This is a genomic window from Enterococcus sp. 125944 (assembly GCF_051909435.1).
Lineage (GTDB): Bacteria > Bacillota > Bacilli > Lactobacillales > Enterococcaceae > Enterococcus_D > Enterococcus_D gallinarum.
In genome coordinates this window covers 67,980-91,152 of sequence record NZ_JBQASY010000008.1, presented here as the reverse complement: position 1 = coordinate 91,152, position 23,173 = coordinate 67,980, and the positions used below count along the sequence as shown (strand labels likewise).

At 40.8% G+C, this 23,173-nt stretch carries 21 protein-coding genes; 5 read left to right on the top strand and 16 right to left on the bottom strand.

Annotated elements, in window-relative coordinates:
- Positions 1-31 precede the first annotated feature (31 nt).
- The 4 genes from ACTFWY_RS08905 (at position 32) to ACTFWY_RS08890 (ending at position 2,992) form a co-directional block, all read left to right on the top strand.
- Entirely contained in the window at positions 32-775 is a 744-nt protein-coding gene (locus ACTFWY_RS08905; protein WP_081131518.1) for a polysaccharide deacetylase family protein, read from the top strand.
- Between the two features lie 41 nt (positions 776-816).
- Positions 817-1,794 carry an ABC transporter substrate-binding protein gene (locus tag ACTFWY_RS08900; protein WP_034704185.1) on the top strand — a complete coding sequence of 326 codons (978 nt, stop codon included), beginning with the start codon at positions 817-819 and terminating at the stop codon, positions 1,792-1,794.
- Between the two features lie 193 nt (positions 1,795-1,987).
- Positions 1,988-2,353: an arsenic metallochaperone ArsD family protein gene (locus ACTFWY_RS08895; protein ID WP_081131520.1), complete on the top strand. Its 366-nt coding sequence runs from the start codon at positions 1,988-1,990 to the stop codon at positions 2,351-2,353.
- A 99-nt stretch (positions 2,354-2,452) separates the two neighbouring features.
- On the top strand, positions 2,453-2,992 hold the full coding sequence (locus ACTFWY_RS08890; RefSeq protein ID WP_311828291.1) for a serine acetyltransferase: 540 nt from the start codon (positions 2,453-2,455) through the stop codon (positions 2,990-2,992).
- A 66-nt stretch (positions 2,993-3,058) separates the two neighbouring features.
- Here the strand turns inward: ACTFWY_RS08890 and ACTFWY_RS08885 are convergent, their stop codons facing one another.
- Together ACTFWY_RS08885 and ACTFWY_RS08880 are read right to left on the bottom strand one after the other, a co-directional pair.
- On the bottom strand, positions 3,059-3,673 hold the full coding sequence (locus ACTFWY_RS08885) for a CPBP family intramembrane glutamic endopeptidase (RefSeq protein WP_003125885.1): 615 nt from the start codon (positions 3,671-3,673) through the stop codon (positions 3,059-3,061).
- Positions 3,674-3,893: 220 nt separating this feature from the next.
- Positions 3,894-4,556, bottom strand: coding sequence for a YczE/YyaS/YitT family protein (locus ACTFWY_RS08880; protein WP_311828289.1), 663 nt, complete (start codon positions 4,554-4,556; stop codon positions 3,894-3,896).
- Positions 4,557-4,643: 87 nt separating this feature from the next.
- Here ACTFWY_RS08880 and ACTFWY_RS08875 point away from each other — a divergent pair, with 87 nt between their 5' ends.
- Positions 4,644-5,303, top strand: a complete 660-nt coding sequence (locus tag ACTFWY_RS08875; RefSeq protein ID WP_195957884.1) for a cyclic nucleotide-binding domain-containing protein — start codon at positions 4,644-4,646, stop codon at positions 5,301-5,303.
- Between the two features lie 52 nt (positions 5,304-5,355).
- Here the strand turns inward: ACTFWY_RS08875 and ACTFWY_RS08870 are convergent, their stop codons facing one another.
- The 14 genes from ACTFWY_RS08870 to msrA form a co-directional block, all read right to left on the bottom strand.
- Complete coding sequence (locus ACTFWY_RS08870) at positions 5,356-6,798, bottom strand: glycoside hydrolase family 32 protein (protein ID WP_311828288.1); 1,443 nt, start codon at positions 6,796-6,798, stop codon at positions 5,356-5,358.
- 29 nt (positions 6,799-6,827) lie between these two features.
- Positions 6,828-8,249 carry a PTS transporter subunit EIIC gene (locus ACTFWY_RS08865; RefSeq protein ID WP_002328679.1) on the bottom strand — a complete coding sequence of 474 codons (1,422 nt, stop codon included), beginning with the start codon at positions 8,247-8,249 and terminating at the stop codon, positions 6,828-6,830.
- Positions 8,250-8,519: 270 nt separating this feature from the next.
- Positions 8,520-9,518 (bottom strand): LacI family DNA-binding transcriptional regulator, encoded by a 999-nt coding sequence (locus ACTFWY_RS08860; protein WP_311828287.1) that lies wholly within the window; start codon positions 9,516-9,518, stop codon positions 8,520-8,522.
- A 164-nt stretch (positions 9,519-9,682) separates the two neighbouring features.
- Positions 9,683-10,993, bottom strand: coding sequence for an NCS2 family permease (locus ACTFWY_RS08855; protein WP_003125873.1), 1,311 nt, complete (start codon positions 10,991-10,993; stop codon positions 9,683-9,685).
- Positions 10,994-11,360: 367 nt separating this feature from the next.
- Positions 11,361-11,960 carry an NUDIX hydrolase gene (locus tag ACTFWY_RS08850; protein WP_311828286.1) on the bottom strand — a complete coding sequence of 200 codons (600 nt, stop codon included), beginning with the start codon at positions 11,958-11,960 and terminating at the stop codon, positions 11,361-11,363.
- A gap of 115 nt (positions 11,961-12,075) precedes the next feature.
- Positions 12,076-13,122 (bottom strand): FUSC family protein, encoded by a 1,047-nt coding sequence (locus ACTFWY_RS08845; protein ID WP_081131527.1) that lies wholly within the window; start codon positions 13,120-13,122, stop codon positions 12,076-12,078.
- A 446-nt stretch (positions 13,123-13,568) separates the two neighbouring features.
- Positions 13,569-14,825, bottom strand: a complete 1,257-nt coding sequence (locus ACTFWY_RS08840; protein ID WP_311828285.1) for an NAD(P)H-dependent oxidoreductase — start codon at positions 14,823-14,825, stop codon at positions 13,569-13,571.
- A gap of 21 nt (positions 14,826-14,846) precedes the next feature.
- A complete protein-coding gene (locus ACTFWY_RS08835) occupies positions 14,847-15,452 on the bottom strand; it encodes an NADPH-dependent FMN reductase (protein WP_021150173.1) in 606 nt (201 codons plus the stop codon).
- Positions 15,453-15,455: 3 nt separating this feature from the next.
- Complete coding sequence (locus ACTFWY_RS08830; protein ID WP_170081329.1) at positions 15,456-16,412, bottom strand: FAD:protein FMN transferase; 957 nt, start codon at positions 16,410-16,412, stop codon at positions 15,456-15,458.
- A gap of 256 nt (positions 16,413-16,668) precedes the next feature.
- A complete protein-coding gene (locus ACTFWY_RS08825; protein WP_005470778.1) occupies positions 16,669-17,517 on the bottom strand; it encodes a helix-turn-helix domain-containing protein in 849 nt (282 codons plus the stop codon).
- A gap of 132 nt (positions 17,518-17,649) precedes the next feature.
- Entirely contained in the window at positions 17,650-18,357 is a 708-nt protein-coding gene (locus ACTFWY_RS08820; RefSeq protein ID WP_060814549.1) for a deoxynucleoside kinase, read from the bottom strand.
- A 763-nt stretch (positions 18,358-19,120) separates the two neighbouring features.
- The gene (locus ACTFWY_RS08815) at positions 19,121-20,344 is read right to left on the bottom strand and encodes an amidohydrolase family protein (protein ID WP_439926832.1); all 1,224 of its coding nucleotides are present in this window, start codon (positions 20,342-20,344) and stop codon (positions 19,121-19,123) included.
- Positions 20,345-20,363: 19 nt separating this feature from the next.
- Positions 20,364-21,674 carry a citrate transporter gene (locus ACTFWY_RS08810; protein ID WP_369915129.1) on the bottom strand — a complete coding sequence of 437 codons (1,311 nt, stop codon included), beginning with the start codon at positions 21,672-21,674 and terminating at the stop codon, positions 20,364-20,366.
- A gap of 580 nt (positions 21,675-22,254) precedes the next feature.
- Entirely contained in the window at positions 22,255-23,073 is an 819-nt protein-coding gene (gene msrA / locus ACTFWY_RS08805; RefSeq protein ID WP_081131588.1) for a peptide-methionine (S)-S-oxide reductase MsrA, read from the bottom strand.
- Positions 23,074-23,173: the final 100 nt, after the last annotated feature.

The window sequence follows — 23,173 nt, the reverse complement described above, 5'->3', positions numbered from 1 at the left end:
TTGCGAAAAAAAATAGAAAGGGATGCATTTGATGTTCCGCACACTTGTGTTTCATGAAATACGACCAGACAATGAGTTAAGTGAGCAACCACGACCAATCGAAGTTGCCGATGGCTATCAAGATGCTCTTCCATTGCCGTTATTCAATAGCTGTTCTCATTTTAAACAACAAATCGACTTTTTGAAAGCAGAAAAATATCATACCCTTACTTTGGAGGAAGTCAAAGACTACTATCTTCAAAAGAAAGCTTTACCAGAAAAAGCGGTTTTGTTGACGTTTGATGATTGCTACCAATCCATGAGGGAATATGCCTACCCGTTATTGAAAGCGGCCGGCTTCAAAGCGACCGCTTTTGTTGTCAGCGGTTGGTTGTTTGCTGAACCGAGCCCTTATAAGCCGGCTGTTTCCAAAACACTCAGTCGCTCGGAATTGAACGAAATGAGTGATGTTTTTGAATACGCCAATCATACGACTCACTTCCATGAACGAAAAGGAATGATGGGCCGCTCAATGTGGGAACCGGCTGAAAAATTTGCGGCTGATTTAGATTGCTGCAATCAAACTGTAGCGATACAAGATGTTTTTGCTTATCCCTTTGGTTTCTATGATCAACAGACGATCAAAACACTAGAAGGGAAAGGTTTTGTCTTGTCATTCACGACAATTCCAGGGTTCAACACCCTAGAAACCCCACGTATGGAACTACGAAGAGATATCATTCCCTTCTCATTGGATAAGACATCTTTTGAACAATTATTCAAAAAGACCCATTAAGAACATCCCTTCAGGGAATAAATAAGAAAGAGGAACGAAAAATGAAAAAAACGATTTTATTTACTTGCTTATCATTATTGGCTTTAGGAGTTGCTGCTTGCGGAAACAATTCAGATTCCACTTCAGAAACTAAAACAACTGATACCTCTGCGACAACTGCTGAAGTGACCGATCAAACGTTGAATGTGGGGATTTTACCAGCAGAATCTGCGATTCCAATTATTCTGGCCAAAGAAGAAGGCTATTTTAAAGATTTAGGTCTAAATGTTGAAATCAAATCTTTTACTTCTCCAAATGATCGCAATGTTGCCGTACAAGCCAAAGAATTGGACGCAACTATCAGTGATGTGATGACAGAAGCGACGTTTAAGCAAAATGGCATTGACATGACAATCACTTCGGACATTCTAGAAGACTTTAAAGTCTTAGCTTCGCCAAATTCAGGCATCTCTGAAATGAAAGGATTGGCTGATAAAAAGATTACCCTTGTACCGAACTTCATTTTAGAATACATCATGGACCAGTTTGCTGCTGAAAATGATTTTACTTATCAAATCGTTGACATTGCTTCTTTTGCGGCTCGTTCTGAGGCACTATTAAGCGACCAAGTTGATGGTGCTGTCTACACAGAACCGCAAGCGAGTATGTTAGCCGCTCAAGGTGCAATTGTTTTGGGCAGTTCCAAAGAAGCTGGCATCAAAGGTGGTACCTTGCAATTTATGACTGATGTGGTAAAAGATCGACCACAAGATGTTGCCGCATTTTATCAAGCTTACGATCAAGCCATCGATTATATGAACAGCCACAAAGCTTCTGAATATGCTGATATCTTAGCCGACTATCAGTTCCCAGATGCCATGAGTACTTACTTAGATAGCCAAAAAGAAGACTATCCTTATGCTGCCAAAGTCCCACAGGACCAACTAGACAAAATCGTGGCTTGGACTAAAGACAAAGGACAAATTGATCAAGCTTACACTTATGATGAATTGACTGATTTTAGTTTCTTAGCGAACTAATTCCTGATCACATATTACACAAAACCAATACTCGAATCCATCAAAGCCAGTGCTGTGATAGATTCGAGTGTTTTTTTTCCAGCCATTATTTGACGGATGCTTGGTCACCGAGTATCATTCACTAAAGGGTTGTGAGCGATGAAAACTACTTTATCTGTTCGTTTCACTACATAAGAAAGGGAGAAAATATACCATGCCCAAAATTGATCTTTATTTACTGCAAAAGCCAGAAGAGACACAATTTTATGACTATTTACCTCAATCGGAGTCTTGGCTCCGCGCCTATAAACAACTTCATGGTGAATCCTTGGTGATTCATTCTTCTGTTTTGACTGAAAGCATTCTGCCTTTCATTACTCACCCACTTGTATTGGAACTTCTAGAGCAAGAAGATCTCGCGTGCTTGCCTTTAGTTTTTGCAGAAAACAACCTTTATTGTAAGGGGCGTCTTCCTACGCTCACCGAATGGGAAGAATTGACACACGTTGGTATTTCGATTCAGGAATTAGATGAATCACCGAGCGCCACGAAAACAGCGGTCTATCATGATCTTATATGATGGGAAAACTATCCGCTAAACTGTCGTTGGTAAGCCTTCTCCTGATGAAAGATTCGGTCTTTATAGCTATAAAAAACAACTATGAATGAGAGTGAAATTATGGAAACGATGACTTTTGAAGAATTAATCCAAATCAACTGTTTTTCTGAAGAAAAAGAAGAACGAAAGAAAGCAGCTGAATTATTAGAATATCGTTATGGCTGCGAGATTCGTTGTGGTGAGATGGACAAAAGTGTCCGCTTTGCTCACCATGCTCGCGGCTGTACGATCATTGCTGCGAAACTTTGCGCCAATGTTGTGATTTTCCAGAATGTAACGATTGGTTCAAATCAGCGGTTTAACCGGAAAAAGAATGCCTGGGAAAATCTGGGCACACCTATTTTAGCAGAAAATGTAATCGTTTCAGATGGTGCCAAGATTCTTGGCCCAGTCATCATCGGTGAAAATACTGTGATTGGAGCAGGCGCCATTATTACCAAAGACATTCCTGCCAATAGTGTAGCCTTTGGCGTCAATCAGTACAAACCAAAAAATCCCGACTTCGATCTTATCATCAATGACCAAAATATCTCTGGAGAAGAGATCATGCGGATCAACGCAGAACGCGTAGCCGCATTTAATCAGCAAAATCAACGCTAAACTAGCGTTCATCTAGCAATCAATGTCGTTATCAAGCGGCATTGATTGCTTTTTTCCACTAGCAGATCATCCGATTATCGCTAGCAAGACAACCAAGGAATTATAAGCGATATGAGCAAACACAGACTCCCATGGATTTTTGTTGCGCAAATAGACGATTGTCAGCCAAAATCCAATAATAAAGTAAGGGTATAACAAAAAAATATTACCATTAGCATTAACAATATGGGCCCACGAAAACAACAAAAGACTGCACAATGTCGTAACAATTCTCAGCCATCTTTTTCTACCAGTATAAATAAGCGTATAGCGATAGAACATTTCTTCGAACAATGGGCCTACTACTAATGCCCCCAATAGTAAAGGAACGGTTCTCTGAGACGATGGATAATAAAAAGTCATTGATTGTTCACCTGGAAAGATAATCTGGTTGAAGAAAACCGTTGTTAAAAGAATCGCTACAAATGTCAGCAAGCCTATTTTTATCAATGAGAGAACCTTCAGTTCTTTTAAACGATCCAACAAATCCCTATAAAAAAGGATAACAAAGAAACAAAGCAACACTAGCTTAGCGCCCAACTCATGATAGCCCATTAAAAATTTCGCATAGGAAGAAGGAATTCCATGTATGGCTATTCCTTTCCAGATAACAAAAGCCAAAAGAAAAAGCAGTTTCTTCAAGTCTTCACCCCTTTTTGAGTAGTTTCACTAGAATTGCATGGTGCTTCGCTTCACAATTAACCTCTATCAGGATTCTTCTCGTTCCGTTCTTTCTCATGATTCTCTTTGGGTAGTTTTTAGATCATTATCAGCATTTTTTTACTCACACTACAATTATACACTATAAAAAGGAATCAAAAAAACATTCATCCGAAAGAATGAATGTTAATCAGACATTTTTTTACTGAACAATGTCATTGACTGATTGGTTTTTTAGGAAGAACAGAAATGACCGTTCTCGCGACCAAGAGATAGCACCAGATAACAAGAATAAGCTAATGGCCGTTCCTTCCCTCACAACCAAAGGAAATGAAAAAGCTGTAGAAAGGCCGATTGAAATTATGACACACAGCACATCAACACTATACCGATATTGTTTGAAGGAAAAGCGACTTCTATCAGCCATCAGCTGACAAAAATTTTCAATAGGAAATTTCAAGTGATTGAGTCGCAACACTTGTCCCGTAGCGAGTCCTGAAATCAATGTCCCAATGATAAAACATGTGACTTGTGCCAAATAGTTTGGCACTATCAGATTTGGCAGTAAGCCATATAAAATACCATTGACTAAATTGCCAAAGAAAAGCAATGCTGCCATCATAATCAAATAGTTGATCCATTTCCGATAACGGCTTTTTTGACTGTGGTCCAGAAACCAACAAGTGACTAAGAAGAGCAGATTGATGGCTGTCGTAATGGTTCCGACCTTGATACCTGTGATTGTGGATAGTGAGACATTCAATGAATTAAAGCTGCTTACACCAACAGCTGCTTTGATTGTCAAGCTGATCCCTAATGCGCTGATACCATAGAAAAACAGTGACCAAAAGAGGGTTCGTTTCATATGAGATCTCCTTTCATTTGCTCCTCCTCCATTATGTGGTATGCTAAGAAAAACAACTAGGAGATTTCTCCTAGAAAGAGAGAAAAAATGAAACGAACCCTTTATCCTATTGCCAAAAAATTTCATCAATTGGACTTGCCTTTTTCCACTGGAACATTAGAACAGTCCTCTGTTTACGAGTTTTCTCACAACGAGATCATACAAGAAGAAGCCGGGACACTGACTCACTTGTACGTGATCCTTGAAGGAAAAGCAAAGATTATCAAGTCTCAAGCCAATGGCAAACGATCGATTTTACAATTTTTGCATTCCGGTGATTTCATCGGAGATCTGACCTTAGTGTCCGCTGAAAAAACGACCAAAGAAGTTTTAGCGATCGGTCCAACTGTTTGCTTGGCGCTTCCTATCGATCATGCCAAGCAAGTATTGATGCAAGACATTGATTTTGTCAAAATGATCAGTCAATATATCGGCGATAAATTAATTAGACGGATGGAACATTTCTCCATCAATCAGACTTACCAATTGAATTATCGCTTGGCGCTGTTGCTCTTGGAAGTAGCTGTAGCGGGAATTTATCAAGAAAAACTCACAGAAACAGCAGAATACCTTGGTGTCAGTTATCGGCACTTGACCTACACGTTAAAAACATTCAAAGAAAACGATTGTGTCTATCGTGAATCTAGGGGTTATCGCATCAATGAAGCAAACCTTAAGCAATTGATTCGATCGATGCAACGCGAATAGACACGCTCTTTTCCTTCTATCACGCTTCTTTGCTGATTGCGCATGCTATTTGCTAATTTGAGAATGGCCACAGTTGAATAGCCAAACTGCCAGTCCCTGAGAAGACGATTTGGTCTTGCTCTTTTTGCGGATAAAGTCTGGAAGTAAAGGTATACTCCCCATTGTTTATGAACACTTCCATCGATGAAGTGTCCATAAACAATTGGATCTGTCGTAATTCTGATAGTTGAATGCTTCTTTTTTTGCGTCCATAGCCGGAAGGCCCATGAGAAAGAGTAAAAATATGGCCATCATAAGAGAGAATCGTGTCTTGGCGCAAGAGAAGCTGCAGGTTTTTTGTCTGTTGTATTAGCTCTACCTGCAGTTCGTAGACCTCTCCAGCTAATTTTGGAGCAGTAACGCTATCCTTTAACTCGACGTTCCAGAAGAAAGGCTTTCCACGTAATTTTTGATATTCTGGCAATGGTTGTTGGATCAATCGTTGCCCATTGAAGCTCAGTTCTCGCGGCAATGTCGCCGCATGCTGCCATCCTCGAGTAACAGTGGGATTCGAGTATTCAGGACTTGTGTCCCCTAGTCCCATCCAGCCCCATAACAATCTACGCCCTTTTTGATCCAAGAACGTTTGCGGAGCATAAAAATCAAACCCTCGATCCAATTCCACGAAATCCGATGTTGGCTTAAATTTCAAATTTTTCCAATCTACTTCCCCTAATAAGTAGCCAGACTGGTATAAATTATTGAAAGCATAAGCTTGCGGATCTACTCCCTGTGGTGAAAAAAGTAAAATATCTTGTCCGTCAAGTTGAAAGAAATCGGGACATTCCCACATATAACCAAGGGAATAATCATCCCCTAAAAATATCCCTTGATACGTCCATTGTGAAAGATCCTCTGACTGATAAATCAAAATCTTTCCTTCACTTTCCCGAGTTCGAGCCCCTAAGATCATATAGTAACGGCCCTCTTTTTCAAATACTTTTGGATCACGGATATGATCGGTAAACCCTGCAGGATATGCTTCATGCGGGATCACTACTTCTTGTTTTTCAATCGAATAACCATCACTAATCACATGGACCGTATTTTGTTCTCTGCCACTAAAAGTATAATCATGGTCCCCTTCGTTTTTCACATTTCCTGTATAAAAGAAATGGATCTGATCATCCTTTACAATCGCACTGCCAGAAAATACACCATTTCGATCATACGAATGTTCTGGTGAGAGAAAAATTGCTTCTTCTTTGAAGTCTACCAAATTGGTTGACGTTTTATGTCCCCAATGGGGTGCTTCTTTTCCTGCAGGATTTTGAGGAACATATTGATGGTAGAAATGATAAACCCCATTAAACTGACAAAGCCCATTGGGATCATTCATCCACCCAGTTTCCGGCATTAAATGAAAGTACAGTCGCCAGTTATCCTGAGCGATCTTTGCTTTTAGTTCCGATTGTTGTTCCAGCTCTTGCCAGGCTTCTTTTGCACACAAATCCATCCACCACTTTCTTCTCTACAATTTTTCCATTAATTCTCGGTTGCGCTTAACGTTTGAAGGTCATCCTCAATCGTTGTTTCTTCATTCAATTCATCGGAAATCTTTCTCCGCTGCAGTTGGACGCAGGCAAAGCCCACACTAAACGCAATGAGGATCACTGCAATGTATTTCAACATGGCGCCGAAATCTCCTGTATACAACAACAAACCAGGAATAAATGTAATGCCCATTCCTGTTGCTGCCAATTGAAAAACATACGTCATCAAGCCGCCGATGGCCCCCCCAACCATGCCAGAAGCAAAAATACGCAAGGACCGAAGATTGATCCCAAACAATAATGGTTCCGTGATCCCAAACAAGGTTGGTACAGCTGCACTAATGGCATTCGAGCGTTTGACTTTGTTTCGGTAAAGAAAAGCAGCTGCGATTGCTGCCCCAAATTGTCCTGCCATACTCGCTGTTCCTAGAACTTGCAAGACATTCTCTCCTGAAGTATTTAATAAACCAAGTTCGATGATGCTCAATGAATGATGCAAACCGGTGATAACAATCAATTGCTGAACCGCTGCATATAAGATATAGCCAATACCAAAAGGCGCTTGTACGAGGTAAACAATGCCGTTGATCACTGCTTTTTCTGCAACTTGCAAAATGGGACCTAATGCAAATAAAACTAATGTCAGCGTCACTACGATAGTCAGAAATGGGGTGACGACTAAATCCATCATTTGTGGAACAAATTTTCTAAATCCTTTTTCTAATTTGGAAACAAGCCAACCAACAATAATTGCGGGGAAAATCGAACCTTGGTACCCTGAAATAGAAAGACCGAATAAATGTAGCGGCTGTGCATCGCCACTAGCAACTGCCCAAGCATTGGGTAACTGAGGTGCTACCATCATCAAACCAACAACGATCCCGATGATCGGATTACCGCCAAATTTTTTGGTGGCACTATAAGCAATCAATACAGGTAAGAAAGCAAAGGCTGTATCTGTCAGCATTTCAAAGAGCGCATACCAGTCCGCACTAAAAGGAACCCCTAATTCAACTAGCAGACCACGGATCCCCATCAAAAGTCCAGTTGTAACTAATGCCGGAATCAATGGCACCAACACATCAGAAAGAGTACGAACAACTTTCTGAACAGGCGTCAGATTGGAATAAACATCTTCTTTAAAGGCTGTCTGCTGCTCACCATCTTTACCCATTGTTTGAGCAAAAGCCTCATAAACTTCATTTACTTTTCCAGTCCCAAAAATAAACTGATGCTGTCCTGTATTAAAGAAATAGCCTTTGCTTTCAGAAATGTTTTCTGCCTTCTTTTTGTCTAGCAACGCATCATTTTTCAAAATAATGCGTAGTCGAGTGGCACAATGCTCATAATTTTTAACGTTTTCCTTACCACCCACTGCTTGGAGCAACTGATCAATGATTTTCTGATCTTTCATTTTAATTTTCCTCCATTTCAACTCACTTTATTTTGTGGAACCGGTTCTACAAAAAGGATAACAGAAACCGTTTGCAAAATCAACCCGTTTTATCAAAAAAAAGACTGTGACAAAGTCATCATCCAACAAGTTAAACCGAATCATATGCTGTTGCGATAGATTCCTCGGACTTTTGCGACGAGGAGCCACTGCACCGCAGGAGCAATAATAGTTAAGGTTCGGATAGTGTTACTTGTCGGAGACTTATGGCACAGTCCCTTTCACGAATCATTATGGTATTTGTTTTATGGGAATCGTTGATTGTTTGATCACCAGTTGATTCGGTAACTTGATCAATTCTGGCACTTGAACTTTTTGGATCAACTTCTGGATCGTTTCCACCGCATCGACACCTAACTGGTGGTAAGGATAGTGAGTGGTCGTGATCGTCGGAAAGACATAATCCGTCGAATCATATCCACCGAAGCCGCTAAGGGAGAAATCCTCCGGCACTCGCAAGCCTAACTCATGTGCGGCTTTCAATACGGCAACAGCAATGTTGTCTGTGGCACAGGCTAAATAGGTCGCTTGATTCTCTTTTAGAAATAAGCGAGCTTTTTGATAGGTTTCACTTCTGGAAAAAGACGTTTCGATGAAAGATAATTTGGTCCCTTCCATTTGAGCGACCACATCCGTAAAGCCTTTTTTTCTCAAGATCCCTACTGCTTCGTCTTTTTCAGTCACTCCGATAAACAAAAAAGACCGATGGCCGAGTTCAATTGCATACTCTGCCAGTTTCTCTCCCGCACGATAATCATCATGGACAATCGAATGGACTCCTTGTAAGTGTTGACCCAACATCAGTACAGGAACGGTCAATTGCTGCAAGACTTGTGCTAGCTCACTCGTGATCTCTCTAGCCAGCATAATGATACCAGCAACCTTTTGCTTGACCAGCATCTCAATATTTTCTAATTCGCGTTCTTCATTTTGATTAGAATTCGTGATTAACAATTGATACCCATTCTTTCGAGCTGTTTCATCGATCCCTTCTAACACACTGTTGGTGGAAGGAGAATCCAGCCTAGGAATGATCACTCCCAACAGTTTTGTGTCTTGTGCTTTTAAACTGCGGGCAAACGTATTGGGCCGATAGCCGGTCTCTTCAATAATTGCATCAATTTTTTTACGTGTTTGCTCGCTAACATAGCCATTATTCAAATAGCGGGAAACGGTGCTTTTCGCAACGCCTGCTTTTTCAGCGATATCTTTAATCGTTACCGTTACCATAGTCACCCTACTTTGCTTTTTCTTTTATTATACCAAGAACTGAAACAAAAATAAGCACTGATTCTCTTTCGGATGCCATTCACTTCATCAAAAGATAGGAAGCCACAAAAAAAGATGCTTGCTACTCATGAAAGAGCTAGCAAGCATCCGTTTATTTCTCGTGATCAAACGTTCAAGATCCACATAAAACCAATAAAGACAAAGAATAACACATACATGATCGGTGAAACTTCTTTACCACGTTTGGCCGCAATCATTGTGATTGGATAGAAAATGAAACCTAGCGCGATCCCGTCAGAAATACTATAAGTCAAAGGCATGCCTAATAAAATCAGAAAAGAAGGAATCGCGATTTCCATTTCATGCCATTTGATTTCTTTTAGTGATTGCGCCATCAGTACTCCGACAATAATCAATGCTGGTGCTGTAACCTGAGAGGTCACTACTGATAAAAGCGGAGAAAAGAATAGACCAAACAAAAAGAAAATACCTGTGGTCACAGCTGTTAGTCCAGAACGACCGCCGACAGCGATCCCTGCTGAAGATTCCACATATGCGCCTACTGGAGAAGTTCCTAGTAATGATCCTGCCAACATCGCTGTCGAATCTGACGCTAATGCTTTCCCCACTCGAGGCATCTTATTGTCTTTCATGAAACCTGCTTGATTGGCTAAACCAACTAACGTACCGGCAGTATCAAAGAAAGTGACTAGTAAGAATGTTAGGACAACGACCCACATTTGCAATGTGTTGATGTCACCGACATGCTTCAATGCGACTAAAAAAGTCGACGACATACTAGGTGCTGCCGAAACGATCGAACTTGGTGCGTGGATCAAACCTGTCACTAAACCGAGAATGGTCGTCGCTGCCATCCCAATGAAAATCCCTCCAGGTACTCGACGAACCATCAACACAGCCGTAATGACCAAGCCAAAGATCGTTAACCATGTCGTACCTACACTCAATGATCCTAAGGCAACTAATGTTGAATCGTCGGAAACAATGATCCCACCTTCACTAAGACCAAGGAAAGCAATGAACAAGCCTATCCCACCAGAAATAGCATATTTCAAGTCGGAAGGAATCGCATCAATGATCATTTCACGAAGTTTAAAAATCGTGATTGCAATAAAAATCAGCGAAGCGACAAAAACACCGGCTAGTGCCGTTTGCCAAGGCACACCCATCCCGATACAGACTGAATAAGAAAAGAACGCGTTGATTCCTAACGCAGGAGCTGTCGCAATCGGGTATTTTGCCAAGACTCCCATCAAAATACATCCGAGGGCACTTGCTAATGCTGTGGCTGTAAAGACCGCTCCCTCATCCATACCAGAAGCACCAAGGACCGTTGGATTGACAAAAAGAATATAGGCCATTGAAATAAATGTCGTGAATCCAGCCAAGAGTTCCCGCTTGATGGTCGTGTTGAGCTCATCAAGCCCAAAATAAGAGTGAAGCACATTTTTCATTTTTTGAATCCTCCATTATTCAGATAGGCGCGATTATTTTCCCTCTGAATCCTTAATAAAACAACGAAATCAATGATATACCAACTTTTCCTCCAAGTAAATAAACTTTTCTAAAAATTTCAGAACTATTTCCATTTTCATTTAAGATGCTAAAACCGCTTATTTCCCATACACAGTGCCTCATACTCGTTATGCTTCGATTGTACCACTTGAATAGTAAAAACAAAAAAAGTCTGTACTGTCAGAAACAAAAATAGGCAGCCAAAGAACGATCATCTTTTCCGCAGAAAAGCCAATCCTACCTGACAGAAAGATCCTATCAGGATTTCTTTTGCTGACCTATTGGTTAAACTGTTTTTGTGAATGATCAATCCACAAAATTTTGCTCTTCCTCAATCAAAATCTTTAATTGTTCTGCTGTCGTTCGTTTCATTGACAACGGCGGCAACTCTTCCAACGTAAAAAAGCCACTGGCAGAGGTTTCACTGTTCGTCACAAAAGAACCTTCTTTGATCGAACAGGCAAAAACTAATTTATAATATTGAAACAATTGTGGAATGTCTTTGCGCAGATTAGTATCAAATACTGCACAAAGTTTGTCAACTTCAACAACTAATCCTGTCTCTTCCAACACTTCTTTTATAACGTTTTCTTTGGGTGAGAAACCGACTTCTGCATAGCCACCCGGTAAAGACCACTCTTTTGTATGAATGTCTTCCACTAATAAGACTTTGTTATCCTGACGAATCAATGCTCGAACATCAACTTTTGGTGTTGGATACCCCTCATTGGCATTTAGCACAAGTTTAAGCGTATCGGTTGTTTCTTTCGTCGATCGGCTCATCAATTCCACTAGAATTTCTTTCATTTCGACATAGCGCTCTTGATCATAAATATCCTTGCCATAATAGATCCCAGCATCAGCGATTGCTAGCAATCGCTGATACTTCTCAAAAATCTCCTGCATCTGCTCCCCTCGCTTTGTGCTCTGTCATTCTCTCTTTATGATAAAGCAAATTCTGGCAGATAGAAAGCCAGACAGCACTAATTTCTAAAGTCAGCTAGCATAATTCAACAAGCAATCATTCTTTGCGATAGATCATGCTTTGCTGGATTTGCTTTAACGCAAAATCCATGAGAAAAATCAATCCCATAGCCAATAAACTACCGATCAATGTTCCCGAGAAACGCCAAGGAATCAGATGGAGTGGTACAAAACTACTGCCGATAGTCATCAAAAGCAGCACTTGCGGATTGGTAAAAAAGTTGGCGATCGTATAATTGACAGGCATGAAATATTCCGTCAATACATTCAATACAATCAAAATAGCAGCTTTTGCTTCTAATGGTAAATCCAGTGCCATGAGTAAGAAACCTAATAAGAGCCCAACTATTCCTCCTAGCACACGACCGATTGTTCTTTTTTTGATGTTTTCCATATGTTCGCCAGCGAGTACCGCGGCTGCAGAAATCAAGATCCAATAACCATTGCTTGCTCTCAACAGATATCCACTATAAGTAGCAATAAATAAAATCATCGAAAAATGCATCGCTTTTAGGATCATTTCCGGTTGGTGGTAAAGAGCGACATAATACTTATCTTTGAGAGAAAGCTGCTGAAAGCGATCTTTGGGTAAATGAAAAGGCAGCCTTTCTGCAGCGGAGATCAGCAACCCAGCCGCCAGAGAACCTACGATTCCATAAAGAAGATAGGAGCTTTGATGAAGAATCGCCAGTAAAGCATCTGTCACATTCTGTGTTTGATGGTGAAAATTGAATCCCGTTGCGTAGAGCATCAGTACAAAGAAATAATCTGGTTTTGGCAAGCGGTAGATTTTGGAAAGTAAAAAAGCCGTGAAGGATAAGCAGCCGATAATAAACGGTGCACTCCAAGGAATCAATGAAGTAATCGCCCCTAAAATAAAAGCACTCAACAATGCAAAACCGTGGATCAGGATTGCTTTTATATTGTAACTGAAGGAACGGTGCTGAAAAGCCAAATAAGAAAAAGCTCCCATGGCTCCAACAGAACAAATCATGGGGTCTTTGGAAAGAATCCCAGTAATCAAAGGAACGCCCATTGCGATGCCAGAGCCCAATGGACGTAATAGTTTGGTAGTTAAATTCATGACATTCCTCCTCTAGCCCCTATTGGGAGCGACATCTTTTATAAGTGGTTGTTTGGGAAAAAATTAGTATGTAAATGATCAGAAGAAAACAAGATCTTCAATGAAAAACACGGCATAACTGATGAAGCAAGCTATAGAAGATGAAAGATTTTTAACAATGGAAAAACAAGCAGCGACTTTCTAGCAGAGAAGCAACGGCCTCCCTATCAATTATAGGAATGAAAATCGAAATATGCAAATTTTTCAAGAAAGTTTCGTGAATCACTTGATCTCAGTTAATCTATCAGAAAAGACGATGCTCTCTCATTGCCGTCAATTATGCGGTTCAAGTGATATAAAAAAGATCAAAACTATTCTGGAGCAAACAAGAAGTTGCACTCAGTAAGTTTTGATCGAATCATTTTATTCCTCTATCTCCTTTAGGATAGGAAAAATTTAGTCCTCTTTTATTTTACAGATGCACTAGAAACAGCATCGACTACGACAGCCTCTGACGCACCAGTTGTCGTAGCTGACTCTGCGTTATCTTCATGGACAGAAGCACTGGTAACAGCATCTGAGTTCTCGTGAACAGAAGCGCTAGAGACAGCATCTTCGTTTCCCACCAATTTTTGACCGGTTTGTTGCAGATACCATTCAATGATTGGTTTGAAATCTAGAATATACTCGTTGATACCTGCATATTCGCCATTTTCATCATGCATGGCTTGGTAATTGTGGACAATGTATTTCTCTGGAACCTGTTTTGGTACATGAACCCGAACAGCATCTGTAGCGCCGCTGCGCAATTGTTGGATCACCCATTCCACATTTTTATATGATTTTTCAGGGTGACAGTTTGCTAATGGATTGCCCACCTGACCGGGAACACGAGCTGCCAACATTTCATGGGCTTCTTGACGCAAGTTATAATACAAGAATTGATTATTGCTATCCGCAAAGGTCAACTCCATCGGCATTGAATCTAAAAAGTAATTGATTTGATCGACAGTCAATAATCCACGATTTAACTGAACATAAGTATTTCCAGAAACGGCCCTTACTGCTTCTGCAGCTTTCTCAAGCCATTGATCATCAGACATATCAACGCCTTCCACCGTTGTAGCGATCTTCCCAGTCGCATGTAAATCTTCTGGTGGCAATTGTTTAGGTCCAGCTAATGCAGAGACTACGTTAATAAATTTGACGAAGCTTGCTAACGTGCTGCCTAAAAAATCAATTGTTCGTTGATCGATCAGATTCCCATCTTCATCAAAAGCTTCTTTTGACTTTCCTAGTAAAAACTCATTCCCCGGCATCACAAGTGCATTGACTCCTGGGGCATCCAAGATTTGACGCAAATGCAACTGTGATCTGGAAGTTCCTTGATCATAATACGAAGCACCCACGACCATTACTGGCTTATTTTCAAGAGGATGAATCTTAAATGAAAGCCATTCCAAGAAACTTTTCAGGCCTGCTGGTACTGTATGATTGTGCTCTGGTGTAGCAATGATTACGCCATCGGCTAAAATGATTTTTCGATTTAGTTGCTGGATCTCTGGACTGTTCGTTTGATCATCATCTTGATTGAATAATGGCAAATCTTTGATTTCGACAAGTTCCAAAGTAAAAAGTTCGGTGAATTGTTTTTTGATGAATGTTAATAATTTTCGATTGGTTGAAACTTCTGCTGTTGATCCGACGATACCGATTAATTTCATCTTTTCTATCTCCTATCGCAATTAAATGGTTTCCCAAGAAAAATTTTCTGCTTCACGTTTATTGGCTTGATGGGCATGTTGTAACTGACTTGTGATCGTCACAAACAAGAGAAAATCACTGAATAGTTCCCGCAATTTTGTTACTTGCTCTTCATCTTTCAGGCGTCCTTGTTCATCAAAAGCTTGCAATGAATGCCCCAAAAGAAATTCTGAACTTGGCATGATCCGTGCTTTTAATTCCGGTGAATCTAAAATCTGCCGCAAATGAGCCTGTGCTCTGGAAGACCCTAGTGTGCCATACGACGCCCCTGTGATCATAACGGGCTTATCAACAAAAGGAAAAATACCATAAGAAAGCCAATTCAAGGCATTGATCAGCGAAGCTGGAACGGCGTGGTCATATTCTGGGGTACTGATAATCACGCCATCAGCAGCTTCAATTTTTTCTGCAATCCTTCTGACTGCTTCCGGCAACTCATGGTCTTCCGGCTTATTAAATAAGGGAAGACCGGCGATTTCGACAAGTTCGATCTCCGCTTCACTAGCAAAAAAGTTTTTCATGAAGTTTAACAAATCGCGATTCGTTGATCGTGATGAGTTGGTTCCTACTAAGCCTATAAATTTCATTTTTTATTCTTCCTTTCCAAAATAATTTTCTTTGATCCCTGACGTGTGGCAGACCCGATTCTCTCTTGTGACAAGGATTCCTTCGATTCCGGTCTGAGCTTTCAATTGATCCACCATTTGAACGATCGGTTTACCAAATAAACGAGTTGTCCAGATTTCTCCTTCCAACGATGACTTAGAAACAATGGTCAGACTCGCTAAGTCACTTTTGGTTGGAAAGCCTGTTTTTGGATCAATGATGTGATGATAAACGGATGCTCCTTGCTGTAAATAGCGTTCATAGATACCAGAAGTCACAAGAGAGGCATTCTTGACTTTGATGATCTCCAATGATTGCTGCCTTGTTCCTTGGGGGTCTCTGATACCGATACGCCAAAAACCATCCTGATGTTTAGGAGACGCGCCATAGGTCACGATATTACCGCCTAAATTGATCAAAGCATAAACAGCATGGTTCTGATGACAGTACATTCGTAATTTATCAGCAATGTAGCCCTTAGCTAATGAACCGAGATCTAGCAGCATTCCCTGTTTTTCCAAGAAGACACTTTGCTCTTCCTCATTCAGACGAATTTGTTGCGGGTCTGTCAATGGCAATAGTGCAGTTACTTCTGAGGGTGTGAGGACTTTTGCATCCGTAAATCCGATCCGCCATCTTTGGACAAGAGGACCAATCGCAATATTCAAGTGACTGTCTGCTGCACAACTATGATATTTGCCGATTTTGATCAGCTCATAAAGTTCTGGATCGACGACCACAGGATGTTGACCAGCTGCGTGATTCACCGCCATCAATTCTGAGTGGGGATCGTTTGCGCTAAATCGTGTTTCATATTCATGCAGCAGGCGTTCTAATTCTGATAGTAACCACATTGGATCGTTATGGGCAACTTGTAATGTGATGGTTGTACCCATTCTATGAATGACCCTTGTTTCTTCTCGAAAAAAGTTTTCACCCATTTGTATCCCTTCTTTGATTCCAAAAATCAAACGACTCGCTAGCGAACCATCATTTTTGTTAGTATTTTCACAATCAGAGAATACTCCTTTAAAACATTTTTGTCAATATCATTATATATTTTTTTATATACAAAGCCGCGCTAATCTTATATAAAAAAAGAACAACCTTCGATCTTTCGTTGCTAGATCAAAGGTTGTTCCCTATAAAACGGATCAAAAATAACGACTCATTTTCATTTGCTTTAGTCATGCATCATTATAGCTGTTTTTTCATCTGATTTAACTCATTGATCAACAGCCGATTTTTGTTGATTTTTGCAAACGCAAGTGCATCTTGTATCAATTCTAGAATGACAGAAGCTGGTTCGCCGGCAGCTTGGGCATTTTTGGCCAACTGTGCAGCTGCACGGGCCAGATAATAGGTCAAATGATTCTCTGAGCAAATGGCGATCGCATAATTTAATAGTGCGTTGCTGGTTTCAAGATCATTCGTTTGCGCGTAAAAAACCCCGCAATGGAAAACGATATTCAAAACGCGCCAGATGTCTTCCGTTGTTTGGATGGGATACGTATAAATTTCGCTAAATACTTTATCGAAATATACTTCCGCTTTTTCCAACTCAGCTTCACGCGCATAAGCGATGCCGATCCCCGTGTAGGCCAGCAGTTGAAATACTGTGTCGGTCGTCTTTGACATCAGCAATTGATCAAAATGGAACAAGACATCCGTGAACGGCGCCTGGTTAAAAACCATCTCGAATCCTTTAAGATAATAATAACGAGCTCTTAAATCGGCGTCTTTGATCGTTTTGGGATCGATTTTCTCCAAAATTTGAGCCAATTGTTCAAATTCACTGGTAATCAGCGAAAATTCAGCTTTTTCTAGTTGTTCATCTAGTTGTGAATTCACCACATTGATTGAAGAAAAAAGATCCACTAAAGGCAGATTGATTCGATTGCATAACTTGATCAATATTTTCAAGGAAGGGACTTGTCCATTATTTTCAAACCTGCTCAGTGTTGCTTGTGTGCAAATACCCTCTGAAAGTTCTTTTTGTGACATCCCAGCAGCCTTTCGTGCTGCAATAAATTTCTCTACATTCAATTGCCTTTCCCCTCTCTGCTTCAACTTTGGCAGCCATTCAGTATCGATATGATTTTAGCATGTTTTTTTGAAAACAGGCATCCTCTTTTGATTTTATTTTTCCCTTGTGAAGGGGAAGACTCTATGGAACAATCACTTTTCTGAGAAATCGCCTTTTACGACAGCCCGCTGGGTTTGATAGATTCCTTTCTCTTTTCCTGTACGTATCTCGGCTAGCTTTGTTTCGATCATTTTCATAATTTTGTTCAAGTTTTGAGGGTCTGCTACAAAATCTAGTTCATCCCCATCGATCTGCATTTTCGGACAGACATCAAAATTTTCATACCAAGCATCATACCGTTCGTTCAACAATTTGTAGTAATCATACAAACTTGGATCATTTGCCACCTGTTCATACGAACGTCCTCGCTTACCGATCCGATCGATCATAGTCTCCAAAGAAACTTTGATGTGGATCATCAAGTCTGGTTGTTTCATTGGGGCGGAGTCTTCCAACTCACGCAGCATCGTGTTCAATAAATTGTCGTATTGCTCGACTTCCATTGGTGAGATCCTTCCAAGATCTGCATTCAAATGAAACATCATGCTGTCTTCATAAATCGAACGGTCGATCACATTGTCATCGTGAGACAAGGCTTCCCGCATTGCAAGAAAACTTTTATTCAAAAAAAAGATTTGCAACAAAAAAGCATATCTTTCTGGATTTGAGTAGAACAATGGTAACACATCGTTGTCCTCAACATTTTCATAAAATGGTTTTGAAGCCATTTCCTTCGATAAAAAATCGGTCAAACTACTTTTACCTGCTCCAATCGTTCCTGCTATCAATAACACATGCATCCATCCTTCTTACTAAAATATCGTTGAGCCATCCTTGTCTCGCTTTTTGCCTCACTGATAAACCTAACACTGAAGCTGATTCAAAACGTAGGCGTATCTTTACATGGCATTTGGTTAGCAGCAAAATACTCATAAAAGACCTTGTTTACTGATTTCTCTTTGATAACAAAAGATTTCTCGCGACTAATGTCTCAGTGGCAACCTCTCTAGTGTATCAAATCCAGCACGTATTACAAGATTGAAGGTCCTTTTTCCAATAACGGGCACTCTTCTGCTAACAGGTTGTCGTCTAAACTCGTGCGTTTCTCAGAGTCGTAATGGCGGATTCTTTATGCTTGTTTGCCTCACTTCGACACAAATCCCTGCTAAACGATTATGACAAAAACAGCGCTCCTTCCAAACTTCAAGATCCATTTTACCTAATCTTTAAAAAAAGTAAATACAATATATAGTGAACAGAGTGTAAGAAAAAGATTAAAAAATACTATATATTGTGAAGTAATGGTATCTAAAGGAAGGAAATATTCAGTCACTGCAGCTGATTTTGTTATTCATTTTTTCCCCCAAAAAACACAACACCTGCTCTCCTATCAGAAAAAAGAGCAGGTGTTGTGTTTAAAATGTTGCTATTCCACTTCAATGGATCAGCAATCAGTCGTTTTTGTCCCCTTGAATCAAAAAACAAACTCTAGCTAGGGTATATCCTTTGTGTCAGTGAACTGATTTCCGCCTCTTTCCACTAAAGAATATCTTTCCATGGTCCTTAACGTAAGATTTCGATCGTTTTCTCGATTTTAACCGTTACACGACCGTTCTTGATCACATAAACCCGTTCGGGAATATCAATCAATGCATTGCTTTTCGACTTTGTATCTAACAATACAAGATCGGCTTTTTTACCAACAGCTAATCCATAATCAGCTAGTTTCAACGCTTTCGCCGTGTTGGTAGTGATCATCGGTAAAACCGTCGGCAAGTCGGCAGCCCCACCTAAGTGGGCAACTGGAACAGCTAGCATCGCAATCTGAATCAAGTCCCCATTCCCATAAGGTGTGAAGGCATTGCGGATGTTGTTGCTTCCTAAGCAGATATTTACACCACCATCTCTTAATTTGCGAATCGGAGTGACTGCACGACGCACATTATAAGGATCGTTTCTCGCCCCTAAATGAAGATCGGTGGCAGGCAATGGCATGACATTGATTTGTGCTTCCGCCATCAATGAGATGACTTCTGCTAATTTTTCAGGCGGCATCGCATGCAACGCGGTCAAATGACCTACGGAGACACGCCCGTGATAGCCTTCTTTAATGGTCTTCTCACACAGATAAACAATTGATGTCTCATCCGCTTCATCGGCGAAATCTTGATGGAGATCAATGTCTTTATCAAACTGTTTGGCAATCGAAAAAACCAAATCAATATGCTCATTGGCTGGTGCATCATTATAAGGAATCCCCCCTACAACGTCGGCACCTTTTTCCATTGCTTCGATCATCATCTTATCAGTACCAGGCGCCTTGAAGATTCCTTCTTGGGGAAATGCGACAACTTGCATATCAATAAAATCCTTGTATTCTTCTTTTAATCGCATGATTGTATCAAAGCCCGTAAATCCTTGGGCTGGATCAAACTCTGCATGAGTCCGCACAGCTGTCGTACCATGAACGATCAGCATCTCAAGTGCTTGTTTTGCCCGTTGGTATATGTCTTCCTCTGTGAAAGTTGGCTTTAATTTTGCAGTAACCGCGATAGCTTCTTGCAGTGTGCCGGAATTGTTGGGTTCACGGTCAGCGATCAATGCTTTATCCAAATGAATATGGCTTTCTACAAGACCGGGAATCAGCACTCGTCCATTGGCTTCGATGGTCTCATTTGCAACTGTTTCGATGGATGGTGCGATCTCGACGATTTTGCCAGCAGTAATACTAACGTCTTTTAACTCTTCTCCATCCTCGATTCTTGCTTGTTTAATTAGTAGATCCATTTCTTTTCCTCCCTCTTACTTACCCAAAAATCAAACCAATGAACAACAATATAATTGAAGCAAGACTTAGCCATTTCACATTTCCTTTGACCACATCCAAAATGGGGATTTGGAATCCTGAAGATAATGCTTGCATCGTGATGTTGACGAAACTCATTTGACTGCCTAAGCCCACGCCCATTGTGACAAAACCTAAAGCAATCGGTGGGAATCCTAGGGAAACGGCGACTGGCAAAACAAGTGTCAACACTGAGCCCACATACGCTCCGGCAGGAATGCCAATCAAGACTCCGGTTAAAATCGCCACAGGTACTACAACAAATTCCGGTGCATTTTGAGCTACCCCAGCAATGACGGCAAACGTTCCTGTTTGCGCAATGATATTGATGAATGCCAAGAAGATTCCCACTTGAAAAAGACGAGTCAGAATATACGTTGATCCATCTACCATTGCTTCCACCGATTGATTCATTGAAAAATCAGTACATAAGTAAATCAATGCTAATGTGATCACCATATAAACAAGCGGTGTGAAGAAAACAAAACCAATCAACTCATTGACTAGCGGGCCGAATATAACTGCAAAAAGCAAGAAAATCGCTGGTAATGTGATTTTGAACAACTCGCCATTACTTTTTGTTTCATATTCATTTTCTGCAGAAGCTTTAAAGCCGATGTGCCGGCGCTTCGTTCCCCAAAAAGCCAAAGCGATAGCTAACACGACAAACAACAACCAAAAAGGACGCATCTCAACAACATAAGAAGAAACGCTAAAGCCGCCCAGTTTGGAAACAATACTTGATTCTAAGGAGGCAGGAGAAGTTGTAAAAGAAACAGCTGCCGCTAGCGACATGGCTGCAATCAATTCTGGAACCACTCCCACTGCTGCAAAGGCCAGTGGTGCGATCACCATTGCACTGCCGCCACCAATACCAGACATATAAGTAGCTGCTGCAAGCAAAATGACAATAAATGCAGAAACATATTCTACCTTGCCTTTTGTTCCTCGTTTAGCCAAAGTCAAAGCTGCCGTATAGCTTCCCGCTTTGAAAACAGCCATTGCCACAGCAGAATTGATGATGGGGACAGTGATACTCAACATCGTTGGCACAGCTTCCAGCAGTTGCGTATTGGCTTCTGCTAAACTGATCCCTCCGATGATCATTGCTAGTATACCAGCAACCAGTCCAGCAATGATCATATCTACCTTTCTAAATAAAAGAACTAAAACCAAGACCAATGGAACTAAAACCAAAATAGCTTTAAATCCTGTTGGTGCAACGATTTGGTCAATTGCTTCTTCTGCATGTACAGCAATGCCATAAAACATTCCTACAAACATAGCAGCAAGCAAAAAGACCCATTTTTTAAATGTTTTCATTTTTCCACGTCCTTTTTTGGATAAAAATAAATGCATTGAAAAAAACGAATGATTCAGTCTATTACGTAACTAGCAAAATAGGTTATTCCATTTAGAGAAACTCAAACGGGGCCTGCTTTCTCCTTTTATAAAACAATTACTGCCGATTACCTATTGAAATCAAAATGAGATCACTCTTAAAAAACTACCCCTTTCACTACTTGCTATTCAGCTACAAGTTCTCTGAGCCACTCCTCCCTAAGAATCATTCCCTGCACTGTCCACTACTAATAAACGGCCACAAGATGCCGTTGGTGAATCCTTTGAAGTTGTCGGACATACAAATACACCGCTTTTTTGTGGGAATGATTCTTCCTTTTCTCCTTTTCTGCCTATCTTCCTGTTTTCTATTTTACGCGAATGTGAATCCGCTTTCTTTGGACGTTATTCTAAAAAAAACGATCTTTTTTTAGCCGATTGTCTAAATCATTTGCATCAAAGTGAAACAAAAGCGGCTGTTCTGCCTATTCTGACCAGCCGCTTTTATCAATTATCTGGTTCCACTGAAGAATCGCTTAATCCGCTGATAGACCAGCAATTGTTTGCGGGCACGTTGAATCCGGCGATACCGATGAGGATTTTTTTGGTAAAACCCTTGATGGTAATTCTCGGCTGGCCAGAAAGTCGTGGCTGGTCTAATCTCTGTGATGATTGGTTTTGCATAATGACCTGACCGTTGCAGCTGTTCTTTTGACGCTTCAGCAATCGCTTGTTGCTGCGGATCTCCGACAAAAATGATTGGTCGGTACTGCTTTCCCCGATCTTGAAACTGTCCACCAGCATCTGTGGGATCCGTCAACTGCCAATACAATGAGACTAGCTCCTCATACGTAATCAACCGATTGTCAAAAATGATTTCCACTGCTTCTACATGTCCGCTTAACCCGCTACTGACTTGATCGTACGTGGGATGCGGGATATTCCCGCCGGTATATCCTGAAAGAACAGAAGTGATCCCTGTTTTCTGTTCAAAAGGCTCCACCATACACCAAAAACAACCCCCCGCAAAAATGGCTGTTTCTTGATGACTCCAGTCAGCGATTTGATGTGTCTTTGTTTTTTGAGTTGTTTGAGTTGTTTCTATCCCTCTTAACTGATCATAAAAATCCTGTAAATCCGGTGTCAAGTTGCCTCGAAGTGCCAATGGTCGCAAAGCAGCTTCCAACTCTGATAGGACATTTTTTTGTTCTTGTCCGGATTCTAACCGATCTCGGGCTGCCAACAACTGGGATCGTTCCCAATCTCTTGTCCCTGGATTGATGATCAAATTGTAAAGCTGACTTAATCGTTCCTCGTCCATCCTTCTCATCCTCTCTGCCAGCAAAACTTTGAAGTGTTCCATCCTCTTGCAATTACTTGAAATGATTTATATGCAAATTACCATATTTCCTTCATCTGGCCTACTGATT